The following is a 13,457-nucleotide window of genomic DNA, read 5'->3' on the forward strand; positions in this document are numbered from 1 at the left end:
TCAGCCGCCCTCGACCAGGTCGACGATCACCAGATCGCCCTCGGCGATATCGCCCGACAGGATATGCGTCATCCGGCCATCGGTGTCGCCCCGCTCGACGGGCACCTCCACGGCTTCGCCGTCGCGCAGCACCCAGACCGTCCGCTCCGAGCGCACCCGGTCGTCCCCGTCCGATCTGGAGGGCATGAGCAGGCCGAAAAGCCCACCCCCGCCGGCCTCGTCCTCCTCTGCCGCCTCGACCACCTGCGGCGGGGCAAAGCGCAGCGCCGCATTGGGAACGACAAGCACATCCGAATATTTCGCCACGATGATATCGGCCGTCGCGGTCATGCCGGGGCGCAACAACAAGTCCTCGTTTTCGATCGACAGGATCGCCTTGTAGGTGACCAGACCGTCTATCGTTTCGGCGGCAAAGCGGACCATCGAGATTACCGCCGGAAAGCTCTGTTCGTCGTAGGCATCGACGCGAAAGGTCGCGTCATCGCCGGGCTCGATGCGGCCGATATCCGCCTCGGACACGTCGACGTGAAGTTCCATTTTCGTCAGATCCTCGGCGATGGTGAACAGCACCGGCGCGGACAGCGCCGCCGCCACGATCTGCCCTTCGTCGACATTGCGGCGCAGGACCATGCCGTTGATCGGCGAACAGATGCAGGCTTTCGCCAGTTCGGCCTGCTGTGCCTCCAGTTGCGCCTGCGCCAGATCCAGATTGGCGTTGGCGCTGGCCAGCGCGGCCCTGGCACGCGCCAACCCGGCCTCAGCGGCGGTCTGGTTGGCCAGCGTGGTGATGCCGCGGTCGCCCAGTTGCTTGACGGTGTCGTAGTTCAGCGTGGCCTCAAGAAGGCTCGCCTCGGCGCTGGCGACCTGGGCCTGCGCCATCGCATGCGAGGCGGTCTGCACCGCCAGTTGCGCCTCGAGCTGGGTCATGTCGAGTTGCGCCAGCACCTGCCCCGCGGTCACGGTGTCGTTGAAATCGACCAGAACGTCCTTCATCGTGCCCGACAGTTCCGAGGATATCTCGACCAGGTTGGTCGGCTCGATCGTGCCGGTCGCGGTAACGGTGACCGCCAGGTCGGCCCGGCTGACGCTCTCGGTCTCGAAGGTCACGGCCCGGCGCGTTTCGGCCTCGGACGTCCACCAGTAAAGGCCACCGCCCGCCACGACGAGTGCCACCAGCAGGTAGATCCATTTCGAAACCTTGTAGCGGGACGCACTCAGGCCGAGCGTGGCTTCGATTTCGCGTCGTTTGTCGGCCATGGTCACGCTCCAGAATTCTTGTTGCCGCATCAATACGCGAAAACGGGCCAATTGCATTGCTACATCTAGTCATTCTGCCGCCCGTTTCGAGGCCGGGTATTTCCCGGGACGGGTTTGGACCATCACCGGACCCGCCGGACAGACTCCGAACGACAGCGCCTGCTGGTTTTATCCTGGTCAGCGGTTTCCGATGCAGCGGCGCATCGTGCTGCCACGGCTTCGACACGACTGCGAATTCGGAACACGAAACGGCCCTTGCGCATTTCTCCTGAAACCGGGTGCGACGCGCCGCACCGGTGCGACATCAAACCGGAGGAAGACGCCATGACCATGCGGTTCGAACAGATCCTTGCCGAAGGGGTCGCCCAGTGCTCCTATCTTCTGGGCGACACCGGCAGCGGCACGGCTGCCGTCGTCGACCCACGGCCCGACTGCGATGTCTATATCGCGCGGGCCAGAGCGCTCGGCCTTGTGATCACGCATGTGTTCGAAACGCACATTCATGCAGATTTCCTGTCCGGCGCGCGAGAACTGGTCGACCGCCTCGACGGGGCGGCGGAACTTTGCGTCAGCGCAGAGGGCGGAGCCGAATACGGCTTCGAGCACCGCAGCATTCGCGACGGAGACACCTTCCGCTTCGGCGACCTCACCCTCACCGTGCGGCACACACCTGGACACACCCCCGAACACGTTTCCTTCCTGCTCCATGAAAAGGGCAACGATGCGCCGTGGGGCGTGCTGAGTGGCGACGCGTTCTTCGTCGACTCGGTCGGACGACCCGACTTGCTCGGGGACGAGAAGACCGACGAGCTGACCGAGGCGCTCTTTCGCACCACGCAGGACACCTTCATGCAGATGCCTGACGGGGTCATCGTCTACCCCTGCCACGGCGCCGGGTCGGATTGCGGGCCGGATATCGGCGATCGCATGTCCACAACCATCGGCTATGAACGACGGCACAACAAATACGTGCAGATCACCGAGCCCGACGCCTTCAAGGCGGAAATGACCGGGGATGCGCCGCCGGTGCCCACGCACTACCCGCGTCTCAAGAAGGTCAACGCGGCCGGCCCCGACATCCTGCGGCGCCTGCCCGCGTGCGCTGGCATGACCCCGGGCAGGTTCGAGGCCCTGGTTCAGGATCGCGCGATACAAGTGCTGGATGTGCGGGACATGCTCGCCTTCGGTGGCGGTTTCATCGACGGTGCGATCAATATCGGCCTCCAGCCGGAACTGTCGGTCTGGGCGGGCTGGCTGCTCGACCCCGAAAAGCCCATCGCGCTTGTGACCGAGAATGACGGCCAGGTCGCCGAAGCGGTGCAGTTGTTGTGGCGCGTCGGGTTCACGCGGTTCGCGGGCTATCTTGCCGGCGGGATCGGGGCATGGCGGGAAAGCGGCCGCCCGATGGCCCATATCCGCCAGATGACCGTGCAGGAACTGGAAAAGGCTGCGGTCTGCCCGCTCGATGTGCGCAAGGACGAGGAATGGAACGATGGCCACATTCCGAACGCGCGTCACGCCTTCCTCGGCCAGTTCGAGGACGAGATCGACGGTCTGGCGCGCGATGCGACCTATGCCACCTACTGTCACACCGGCTTTCGGGCCAGCATAGCCGCAAGCCTGCTGCACCGCGCCGGGTTCGAAAACGTGTTCAACGTGCCCGGCAGCTTCGCCGCATGGCAGGCGCAGGGCTACAGGGTGGTCTCCTGATCCAGGCTCGCCAGACCGCCCGGAAACGCGCGCGCCGTCCCCGCGCACCGTGCCGCAAGCGGCGGTTTTTCCGTTTCTTTTGTCAGGTTTCGGAGCGTTTTTTCCGCCCGTAAATTTTTCGATGCAGACTTTTCCGGGAAATTGCCATATCGTCCTCCGGATTGGTGAAAGATCTGGGGCCCGGAGGATATGACGAAACCGAAAATTCACACGATGGAAGAGCTTTCCGCCGCCATCGGCGTGTCCCGCCCTACCCTGTCGCGTTACTTTCAGGACCCGGCCAAGGTCAGTCGATCCTCGATCGAGCGGATCAGGAGGGGGCTGGAGAAGGTCGACTATACCCCGAATTTCTTTGCGACGCGGATGAACCGCAAGTCGACAGGCATGATCGGGGTGATCATTCCCTACCTCAACGACCTGTTCTTCACCCGCCTTCTGGAAGCGATCGAACTGGCGGCAATGGAGGCGGGCTATACCGTCATCACCCAATGCTCGCATTCCGACCCGGAAATCGAGTCACGCGCCGCCGAGACCTTCCTGTCGATGAATGTCGACGGCGCGATCGTTGCGCCGCTGGGCAATCACAGCGACCTGCACATCTATGAGCGATTGAACGCAAGGTTGCCGTTCGTGCTGCTGGATTCGCGCCCGGAACCCCTGAACGATGTCGACTTCGTTGGCACGGATCACGTGCAAAGCACTGGCATTATTACAGAATACCTGTGCCGTGTAGGCAGCCCACCGGTGTTTCTCGCCATGCCGCGCGTCAACTTCAACGCGTTGGAACGCGAAAACGCCTATATTGCCAGGATGGAGGAATTCGGCTTCGAGCCGGTCGTGATCGGGACCGAGGCCATCCACCCGGACTGGCATTTCGAAGCGCATGGGCTGGCCGTTCTGGACGATCAGTTCTCGAGGGGCCGATTGCTTGAATCCTCGATCCTGTGCGCCAACGACCGTGTCGCCATCGGGGCGCTACGGGCCGCGGCCAAGCACGGGCTCGAACCGGGGGCACGGCGCAAGGGCGGACTGCGAATCGCCGGGCATGACGACTACCCGCTCTGCCCCTACACGACGCCGCCCCTGACGACCGTCGGTCAGAACGTGGCGATGATCGGCCAGGTTGCCGTCGACCGCCTTCTGGAAAAGTTGCGCGCGGAAAATAATGCCGAAGATCAGTTCATTAAGCTAATCGACGGCGAGCTGAAAGTTCGAGAATCCGCCTGAGAGTCGTCGGATTGCTGCGCAGCGGCGCCGCGTTTTGAAATAAAAAGTTGACGCACGCAAAAATCCGACCCTACAATTGACACGTGTAAAAAATTCCGGGAGGACGATCATGAACACGAAGCAGATATTGCGCGGCACGACGGTCGGGCTTGGCCTGATGGTCGGCCTTGCATCGGCGGCGATGGCCGAGGAAATCACCATTGCGACGGTCAACAACGGCGACATGGTGCGGATGCAGAGCCTCGCGCCGCAGTGGGAACAGGCAACCGGCAACAAGATCAACTGGGTCGTTCTGGAAGAGAATGTCCTGCGGCAGAACGTCACCACCGACATCTCGACCGGCGGCGGGCAATACGACGTGATGACGATCGGCACCTACGAAGCCCCGATCTGGGGTGCCAACGACTGGCTGGTGTCGCTGAACGACGGCATGGCCGAGGACTGGGACGCCGACGACCTGCTGCCGGCGATCCGGGGTGGCCTGACGGTCGACGGCACGCTCTATGCGGCGCCGTTCTATGGCGAAAGCTCGATGGTGATGTATCGCACCGACCTGATGGAAAAGGCCGGACTGGAGATGCCCGAGGCCCCGACCTGGCAGTTCATCCGCGAAGCCGCCGCCGCGATGACCGACCGCGATAACGACATCAACGGGATTTGCGCCCGCGGCAAGGCCGGTTGGGGCGAGAACATGGCCTTCCTCAGCGCCATGGCCAACTCGTTCGGCGCGCGCTGGTTCGACATGGACTGGAACGCCCAGTTCGACAGCCCCGAGTGGAAAGAAACGCTGACCTTCTATCTCGACATGATGAACGAATCCGGCCCCGCCGGTGCCGCGAACAACGGCTTCAACGAAAACCTGACGCTGTTCCAGCAGGGCAAGTGCGGCATGTGGATCGACGCCACGGTTGCGGCCTCCTTCGTGACCAACCCCGCCGATTCCACCGTCGCCGACAAGGTCGGCTTTGCGCTGGCCCCCGACACCGGTCTGGGCAAGCGCGGCAACTGGCTCTGGGCCTGGTCGCTGGCCATTCCGGCGTCTTCCGAAAAGGTCGACGTGGCGAAGGACTTCATCAGCTGGGCCACTGGCAAAGGCTATACCGAGCTGGTCGCCGAAAACGAAGGCTGGGCCAACGTGCCGCCGGGCACCCGCACCTCGCTCTATGAGAACCAGGCCTATCTGGATGCGGCGCCCTTTGCCGAGATGACGCTGAAGTCGATCAATTCGGCCGATCCGCAGAACCCGTCGGTGCAGGAGGTTCCCTATACCGGCATCCAGTTCGTCGCGATCCCCGAGTTCGCCGGCATCGCCACCCAGGTCGGTCAACTGTTTTCCGACGCGCTCGCCGGAAACCGCAGCGCCGACGAGGCCCTGAACGCGGCACAGGAGTTGACCACCGAAGAAATGGAAGCCGCGGGCTACTGAGCCGCGCGTCTTGCGCCGGGGGCGGGTCCGCCTGCCCCCGGCACTCCCCTCGGGGCTTTCCGCAGGCCGCGCGCGGTCTTCGCAAGACCCTGACCATTCTGTCGGAAGGAGCCAGTCATGGCGACAGAACATTCCAAGTCATCGGCACGCATCATGATCGCCCCAGCCGTCTTCGTGCTGCTGGTCTGGATGCTGGTGCCGCTGTGCATGACGCTCTACTTTTCGTTCGCAGACTACCGGCCGTTGCGCGCGACCTTCGACGCCTGGATCGGGTTCGACAATTACGTGTCTTTCCTGACATCCTCGTCGTTCCTGAGTTCGGTCGTCACCACCTTGCAGATGGTGGCGGGCATCCTCGTCATCACCATTGGCGGCGGCGTGATGCTGGCGCTGCTGCTGGACCAGCCGATGTTCGGACAGGGGATCGTGCGCATCCTGGTGATCGGGCCGTTCTTCGTCATGCCGACCGTGTCGGCGCTGGTGTGGAAGAACATGTTCTTCAACGTCGATAACGGGCTGTTTTCCTACCTGTTCAAGTTCTTTGGCGCGCAGCCCTATGATTTCCTGTCGCAAGCGCCGCTTTTGTCGATCATCGTCATCGTCGCCTGGCAATGGCTGCCCTTCGCGACGCTGATCCTGCTGACCGCGGTGCAGTCGCTGTCGAGCGAACAGATCGAGGCCGCGGAAATGGACGGCGCATCGCCGCTGTCGCGCTTCTGGCACATCATCCTGCCGCATCTGAGCCGCGCGATCACCGTGGTGATCCTGATCCAGACGATCTTCCTGCTGTCGATCTTCGCCGAGATCTTCGTCACCACCAACGGCGCCTTCGGCACCCGCACGCTGACCTACCTCGTCTACCAGCGCGTGCTGGAAAGCCAGAACATCGGCCTCGGCTCTGCCGGGGGGATCATCGCCGTCATCCTTGCCAATATCGTTGCCATCTTCCTGATGCGCATCGTCGGCAAGAACCTCGACAACTGAAGGGGCCCGGACATGGCACGCGCAATCACTCCCCGCAAGAAGATCATGTGGACCGCCCTGGCCTGGGGTATCGGGCTTCTGATCTTTTTTCCGATCATGTGGACCTTCCTGACCAGCTTCAAGTCCGAGGCCACGGCGATCTCGGACCCGCCCGTCTGGTTCATCTTCGACTGGACGACCGAGAACTATTCCGCCGTCCTGGCGCGCTCGAACTACCCGCTGGCGCTGACCAACTCGATCGTCATCGCCGTGGGGTCGACCCTGCTCGGCATCCTGATCGCGGTGCCCGCGGCCTGGGCGATGGCCTTTGTGCCCGGCAAGCGGACCAAAGACGTGCTCTTGTGGATGCTGTCGACCAAGATGCTGCCTGCGGTCGGCGTGCTCTATCCGCTGGTGCTGATCGCCAAATACTTCGGCGTCATGGACAGCCGCATCCTGCTGGTGGTGATCCTGATGCTGATCAACCTGCCGATCATCGTCTGGATGCTCTACACCTACTTTCGCGAGATCCCCGGCGAGATCCTCGAGGCCGCGCGGATGGACGGGGCCAGCCTGAAGAACGAGATCATCTATGTGCTGACCCCGATGGCGGTGCCGGGCATCGCCTCGACCATCCTGCTCAACATCATCCTGGCCTGGAACGAGGCGTTCTGGACCATCCTTCTGACCACCGTGAACGCCGCCCCGCTGACCAAGTTCATCGCCAGCTTCTCGGCGCCCGAGGGCCTGTTCTACGCGAAACTCAGCGCCGCCTCGATCATGGCGATCGCGCCGATCCTGATCATGGGCTGGTTCAGCCAGAAACAACTCGTCCGGGGCCTGACCTTCGGCGCGGTCAAATAACGACCTCAAGCGGCGCAAGCGGTAGGGCAGCAAAAGGAGACCACCATGGGACGTATCACACTCGACAAAGTACAAAAGAAGTTCGGTGACGTCGAAGTCATCCCGCCCTTGGACCTGACCGTTGAGGATGGCGAATTCGTGGTCTTCGTCGGCCCCTCGGGTTGCGGCAAGTCCACGCTGCTGCGCCTGATCGCGGGGCTCGAGGATGTGACGGGCGGGGAAATCCGCATTGACGGCAAGCCCGCCACCGACCTGCCCCCGGCCAAGCGCGGTCTGGCGATGGTGTTTCAAAGCTACGCGCTTTATCCGCACATGTCGGTGCGCAAGAACATTGCCTTTCCGATGAAGATGGCAGGCATGGACAAGGCCGAGCAGGACCGCCGCATCGCAAAGGCCGCCGAGGCCCTGAACCTCACCGACTATCTCGACCGCCGCCCGGGCCAGTTGTCCGGCGGCCAGCGCCAGCGCGTCGCCATCGGCCGCGCCATCGTGCGCGAGCCGGCAGCGTTCCTGTTCGACGAACCGCTCTCGAACCTCGACGCCGCCCTGCGTGTCGGCATGCGGCTCGAGATCAGCGAACTGCACAAGCGTCTGGACACGACGATGATCTATGTCACCCATGATCAGGTCGAGGCGATGACCATGGCCGACAAGATCGTGGTGCTGCGCGCGGGTCATATCGAGCAGGTCGGATCGCCGCTCGAGCTCTATCACGCGCCGCGCAACACCTTCGTCGCGGGGTTCATCGGCAGCCCGAAGATGAACCTGATGGGTGGGGAAGCGGCAAAACGGCACGACGCCGCGACCATCGGCATCCGGCCCGAACATCTCGACGTGGTGGATGGGGGTGGCACCTTCATCGGCAAGGTCGGTGTGTCCGAGCACCTTGGCTCCGACACCTTCTTTCACGTCCACATCCCCGAGATGGGCGAACCGATGACCGTGCGCGCCGGTGGCGAGGTCGGCCTCAGACATGGCGACACGATCCACCTGACGCCGCAGGCTGACAAGATACATCGCTTTGACGAAAAGGGGTTGCGCATCGAATGACACGGCTCAAGGACAAATCCGCCCTCATCACCGGGTCGGCCCGCGGCATCGGCCGGGGCTTTGCCGAACGCTTCATCGCCGAAGGGGCGAGCGTTGCCATCGCCGATATCAACCTCGAGGCGGCAGAGGCCACCGCGAAGGAATTGGGCCCGCATGCCTATGCCGTGCATCTGGACGTCACCGACCAGACCAGCATCGACGCCGCGATCGTATCCGTCGTGGATCGTGCCGGCAAGCTCGACATCCTGATCAACAACGCGGCCCTCTTTGACGCCGCCGAGACCGTCGACATCACCCGCACCAGCTATGACAAGCTCTATGCCGTCAACGTCGCGGGCACGCTGTTCACCATGCAGGCGGCGGCGAAGCAGATGATCGCGCAGGGCCACGGCGGCAAGATCATCAACATGGCCTCGCAGGCCGGGCGGCGCGGCGAACCGCTGGTGCTGGTCTATTGCTCGACCAAGGCCGCGGTCATCTCGATGACGCAATCGGCCGGGCTGAACCTGATCAAGCACGGCATCAACGTCAACGCCATCGCCCCCGGAGTGGTGGACGGCGAGCACTGGGAACATGTGGACTCGATGTTCGCCAGGCTCGAGGGCAAGAAGCCCGGCCAGAAGAAGGCCGAGGTCGCGGCGGGCGTGCCCGCGGGCCGCTTTGCCGTTCCCGCCGACCTGACCGGCATGGCGGTGTTTCTGGCCTCCTCCGAGGCCGATTACATCCTGTCGCAAACCTACAACGTCGACGGCGGCCAGTGGATGAGCTGACCGCTGCCGCGTCGCTCCGCCTGCCCGGAAGGAGGCCCAATGGCCACCCCCCTCTCGCTTGCCACGCTGTCAGACCTTCCCGCCGATGTGCGCGTCCCGTCCTATGACCGGGGCGCGCTGTCGCCCGGGATCGTCCATATCGGCCTTGGCAACTTTCACCGCGCGCATCAGGCGTGGTATCTTCACCGGCTGATGGATGCGGGTCTGGCCCATGACTGGGCGATCCTCGGCGCGGGCGTGCGGCCCGCCGACGCCGCCCAGCGCGACAGGCTGCTGGCGCAGGACTGCCTGACCACGCTCATCGCGCTCGACCCGTCCGGCGGCAGGTCGGCCGAGGTCACCGGCTCGATGATCGGCTTCGTGCCGGTCGAGAAGGGCAACGCCCCCCTGATCGCCCATCTGGCAATGCCCGCGATCCGCATCGTCGCCCTGACGGTGACCGAGGGCGGCTATTACCAGACCGGCGACGGTGGCTTCGATGCCGGACACGCCGACATGGTGCATGACGCCGCCCACCCCGACACACCGCAGAGCGCCTTCGGGGCGATGGTCGCGGCACTGCGGCGCAGGCGTGACGAGGGGCATGGGCCGTTCACCTGCCAAAGCTGCGACAACCTTCAGAACAACGGCGATATCCTGCGTCAGACCGTCGTCGGCCTCGCGCGCCTCACGGACCCGGCGCTTGCCGACTGGATCGACACGCACTGCACCTTTCCCAATTCGATGGTCGACTGCATCGTGCCCGCCACTGGCCCCTCGGAACTGGCGCTGGCGCGCGATTTCGGCGTGGCCGACGCGGCGCCCGTGACGCATGAGCCCTTTCGGCAATGGGTGATCGAGGACCGCTTCTGTGCCGGTCGCCCGGATTGGGACAAGGCAGGCGCCACCTTCACCGACAACGTGCACGGCTTCGAGACCATGAAGATCCGCCTTCTCAACGGCGGCCATCAGGTCATAGCCAACGTGGGCGAGATCCTGTCGGTCGAGACCATTGCCGACTGCATGGCGCATCCGCTGATTCATGGCTACTTCCGCAAGGTGGAGCTGGAGGAAATCGCCCCCCACGTCACCGCCGTTCCCGACATGACGCCGCAGGATTACGTCGACCTGATCGACCGCCGCTTTGCCAACCCGCAGATCCGCGACACGACCCGCCGCGTCGCCTTCGACGGGTCGTCGCGTCACCCCGGCTTTGTGCTGCCGACCGTCAGGGACGCTCTGAAATCCGATACACCGGTCGCGGGCCTCGCGCTGGTCGAGGCGTTCTGGGCGCGCATGTGCGAGGGCACGCGCGAGGACGGCACCGCCATCGCGCCCAACGATCCGGCCTGGGGCGATCTGCAGGCGGCGGCACGGACCGCCCGCGAACGCCCGCGCGCCTGGCTCGAGCAGCGGCGCTTCTACGGCGACCTTGGCCAGGCGGCGCGCTTTGCCGATGCGTTCGACGACTGGCTCGCGATGATCTGGCGAGACGGCGCAGAGGCGGCCCTGCGCGCCTATCTGTCGAAATGAGGTCGCCGCGGTTTTCCCGACATCTCGTCGAGTAATGCGGCGATGCGTTGCAACCAACACGCTCCGGGGGTGAATGTCCCGCAATGTCACATGCGCCCGCAAATCCGGCGCATCCATCAGCGGTAGAGCATCACCGTGAGCGCCAGCAAAAACATCAAGCTGGTGATCGGACCCCAGAGGTTTCGTTCCACCGCCGACGGCGTCGCCCAGTTGAGGCCCATGACGACACCGTTCAAGGCAACCGCCACCCAACCGGTCCAGCGTGGCCACTCGGGCCAAAGACCGGCGGCCGACAGGATTGCCAACGCCATCGCGGCCAGGATGATCACGGAAACGGCTGCCATCACACGGCCCCGGCGCGGCAAGGCACCATTGTGCGTCCCGCCTTGCGTGAAGCGCCCCCACGGCGCACCGAAAATCAGGGCAAATTGAAAGCCGATGACGCCGAAGATGAGGCCGCAGTAGATGTAGGCTGCAGTCAGCATCGCGTGGCTTTCCTTTCTCGTGCCGCGTGGAACCCGTTCGTTGACGCTGTCTTTCTCCGAAATCACCAAACGGATCGAAGGACCAGGTGAACCTGACGTGGGATGCGACCGAGCCACCCGCCAGGCAGAACCGATGCACGCGAAACCGGCCCTACCCGGCTTCTCCCATCACAGGCGCTGACGCATGCGTCCCCACCAGATCGTCGCCTCGCGATTCAGCGCGTGACCGCGGGGCGGGCACATCGACCGAGCGGCCTGATATCGCGGCTCACATGCGCCGGCGACACCTGAGACCGCCCGTCGCCGTGCTACAGCGCCACAACCTTCTGGCGCTGTTCGCCCAGCCCGTCGATGCCCAGCGTCACAGTATCGCCGATGCCGAGCCATTTCTGCGGGTTCATGCCCAGCCCCACGCCCGGCGGCGTGCCGGTGCAGATCAGGTCGCCCGGCTCCAGCCGGGTGAATTCCGACATGTAGCTGACCAGCGTCACCACATCGAAGACCATGGTTGCGGTCGAGCCGGTCTGCATCCGCTCGCCGTTCACGTCGAGCCACATGTCGAGCGCCTGGACATCGTCGATCTCGTCCGGCGTCACCAGCACCGGGCCGGTCGGGCAGAAGTTAGGAAAGCTCTTGCCCTTGACCCACTGGCCCGAGCGTTCCTGCTGCCAGGCGCGTTCGGAGACATCGTTGACCAGCACGAAGCCCGCGATGTGGTCCATCGCCTCGTCCTTGCCGATGTTGAGCGCGGGCTTGCCGATCACGATGCCCAGTTCGACCTCCCAGTCGAGCTTGGTCATCCTGGGCGAATAGAGAAGGTCGTCATCCGGGCCGCAGTAGGTGCCCGAGGCCTTGGTGAACAGGATCGGCTCTTCGGGGATCGGCATCCCGGTCTCGGCGGCATGGTCCGAGTAGTTCAGCCCGATACACCAGATGTTGCGCGGCTGCGCCACCGGCGCGGCCCGGCGCTTGCCCTCGATATCGGCCTTGGGCAGGCTGGCGGGGTCAGTGGCGCGCAGCTTGTCCAGCATCGCGGGCGACAGCGTCGCCGGTCCGAAATCGGCCACCACGGACGAGGCATCGCGGGCGATGCCCTCGGCGTCGATGATGCAGGGCGTCTTGGGACCGGCGCGGTCTCCGTAGCGGGCGAGTTTCATGGCGATCTGTCCTTCCTCAATACCTGTCCGCCCGGATCGGCGGGGTCGGCGCATGTTCGGGTTTTGCGCCTGTCAGCGCAACCCGATTTTCCGCCCCGACGGCTTGGGAGAGCGCCGGTTACGCCCGTGTCAGCAGGCTTTCGATCCGCGCGCCGGGCAGGGCTGCGGCAGCGGCGCGGGCGGCCTCGGCACTGGACATCACCACCAGCCCGGTCGACAGCGCATCGGCCACCGCCGCGCGATCCGCCGAGACGCTGACCTGCGCCCAGACGCCTTGCGCGGTCTCGCCGCTGCGCGGGTCGAGGATGTGGCCGACCGTGCCCTCGGCATCCAGTACCGTGCCCATCACCGCCGAAGTCGCCAGCGCCCGGCCCGACAGCGCCAGGGCGGTATCGGTGCCCCGGATCGACACCGGCCAGCCGGTCTGGCCATTGGCATCCCCCATCGCCACGATCTCTCCGGTATCGACCAGCACGTCCTTGACACCCTCGGCGCGGAACAGGTCGGCGACCTTGTCGGCGATGTAGCCCTGGGCGATGCCGTTCAGGGTCAGCGCCTGCCCCGGGGCCAGCCGAATCTGGTCGGTATCAAAGCTGAGCTTGTCCCATCCGACCTTGGCCGCCGCCAGCGCCAGCGCCGCCGGATCGGGCGCGCGGCCCTCGGCACGCGCCTCGGCATGCGCGGCCCAGAGCGGTTGCACCGTCGGATCGAACGCGCCGCCGGTGGCGGCATGCACCCGCCCGGCAAGGCTGAGGCATTCCAGCAGTTCGAAATCGGGCGCATCCAGCCGGCCTTCCGCATTGAGACGCATCAGCGCGGACTGGGTCCGGTAGAGGCTGAAGACGTTTTCCAGCCGGTCGATCTCGGCCACCGCGCGGGCGGTCAGGGCCTCGGCATCGGGGTGGTCGAGCAGGATCGTGGCCTGCGCCCCCAGCGCGACACCGCGCCAGCGATAGGCTTGGGCCGCACTGACCTGGCTCATCAGGCAGGCGGCGGAGGTCACGGCCAGAAAACGGCGGCGGGTCAAGGTTTGCAT

At 64.7% G+C, this 13,457-nt stretch carries 12 protein-coding genes; 8 read left to right on the forward strand and 4 right to left on the reverse strand.

The genetic code is table 11. The features are described from left to right. Positions 1-1,257, reverse strand: a complete 1,257-nt coding sequence (locus FVF75_RS11575) for an efflux RND transporter periplasmic adaptor subunit (RefSeq protein ID WP_148378137.1) — start codon at positions 1,255-1,257, stop codon at positions 1-3. 324 nt (positions 1,258-1,581) lie between these two features. Here FVF75_RS11575 and FVF75_RS11580 point away from each other — a divergent pair, with 324 nt between their 5' ends. From FVF75_RS11580 to FVF75_RS11615, 8 genes are all read left to right on the forward strand, one after another. Continuing rightward, a complete protein-coding gene (locus FVF75_RS11580) occupies positions 1,582-2,967 on the forward strand; it encodes an MBL fold metallo-hydrolase (RefSeq protein WP_148378138.1) in 1,386 nt (461 codons plus the stop codon). A 189-nt stretch (positions 2,968-3,156) separates the two neighbouring features. Next, entirely contained in the window at positions 3,157-4,194 is a 1,038-nt protein-coding gene (locus FVF75_RS11585) for a LacI family DNA-binding transcriptional regulator (RefSeq protein WP_246138066.1), read from the forward strand. Between the two features lie 109 nt (positions 4,195-4,303). Continuing rightward, positions 4,304-5,620 (forward strand): ABC transporter substrate-binding protein, encoded by a 1,317-nt coding sequence (locus FVF75_RS11590; protein ID WP_222861222.1) that lies wholly within the window; start codon positions 4,304-4,306, stop codon positions 5,618-5,620. Between the two features lie 117 nt (positions 5,621-5,737). Further along, positions 5,738-6,604 (forward strand): carbohydrate ABC transporter permease, encoded by an 867-nt coding sequence (locus FVF75_RS11595; protein ID WP_148378139.1) that lies wholly within the window; start codon positions 5,738-5,740, stop codon positions 6,602-6,604. A 12-nt stretch (positions 6,605-6,616) separates the two neighbouring features. Beyond that, positions 6,617-7,447, forward strand: coding sequence for a carbohydrate ABC transporter permease (locus FVF75_RS11600; RefSeq protein WP_148378140.1), 831 nt, complete (start codon positions 6,617-6,619; stop codon positions 7,445-7,447). A gap of 45 nt (positions 7,448-7,492) precedes the next feature. Next, positions 7,493-8,497 (forward strand): ABC transporter ATP-binding protein, encoded by a 1,005-nt coding sequence (locus tag FVF75_RS11605; RefSeq protein WP_148378141.1) that lies wholly within the window; start codon positions 7,493-7,495, stop codon positions 8,495-8,497. Continuing rightward, positions 8,494-9,267: an L-iditol 2-dehydrogenase gene (locus tag FVF75_RS11610; protein ID WP_148378142.1), complete on the forward strand. Its 774-nt coding sequence runs from the start codon at positions 8,494-8,496 to the stop codon at positions 9,265-9,267. The genes FVF75_RS11605 and FVF75_RS11610 overlap by 4 nt, the downstream gene beginning before the upstream one ends. Positions 9,268-9,306: 39 nt before the next feature. Next, a complete protein-coding gene (locus FVF75_RS11615; protein WP_148378143.1) occupies positions 9,307-10,779 on the forward strand; it encodes a mannitol dehydrogenase family protein in 1,473 nt (490 codons plus the stop codon). A gap of 116 nt (positions 10,780-10,895) precedes the next feature. On the opposite strand, the gene FVF75_RS11620 is transcribed toward FVF75_RS11615, so the two are convergent. The 3 genes from FVF75_RS11620 to FVF75_RS11630 all read right to left on the reverse strand — a co-directional run bounded on the left by FVF75_RS11620 (position 10,896) and on the right by FVF75_RS11630 (position 13,457). Next, a complete protein-coding gene (locus FVF75_RS11620) occupies positions 10,896-11,264 on the reverse strand; it encodes a hypothetical protein (protein ID WP_148378144.1) in 369 nt (122 codons plus the stop codon). Positions 11,265-11,572: 308 nt separating this feature from the next. After that, entirely contained in the window at positions 11,573-12,421 is an 849-nt protein-coding gene (locus FVF75_RS11625; RefSeq protein ID WP_148378145.1) for a fumarylacetoacetate hydrolase family protein, read from the reverse strand. A 118-nt stretch (positions 12,422-12,539) separates the two neighbouring features. Then, entirely contained in the window at positions 12,540-13,457 is a 918-nt protein-coding gene (locus FVF75_RS11630) for an FAD:protein FMN transferase (protein WP_246138067.1), read from the reverse strand.

It is taken from the genome of Maritimibacter fusiformis (genome assembly GCF_008086115.1).
In the GTDB taxonomy this organism is placed as follows: Bacteria; Pseudomonadota; Alphaproteobacteria; order Rhodobacterales; family Rhodobacteraceae; genus Muriiphilus; species Muriiphilus fusiformis.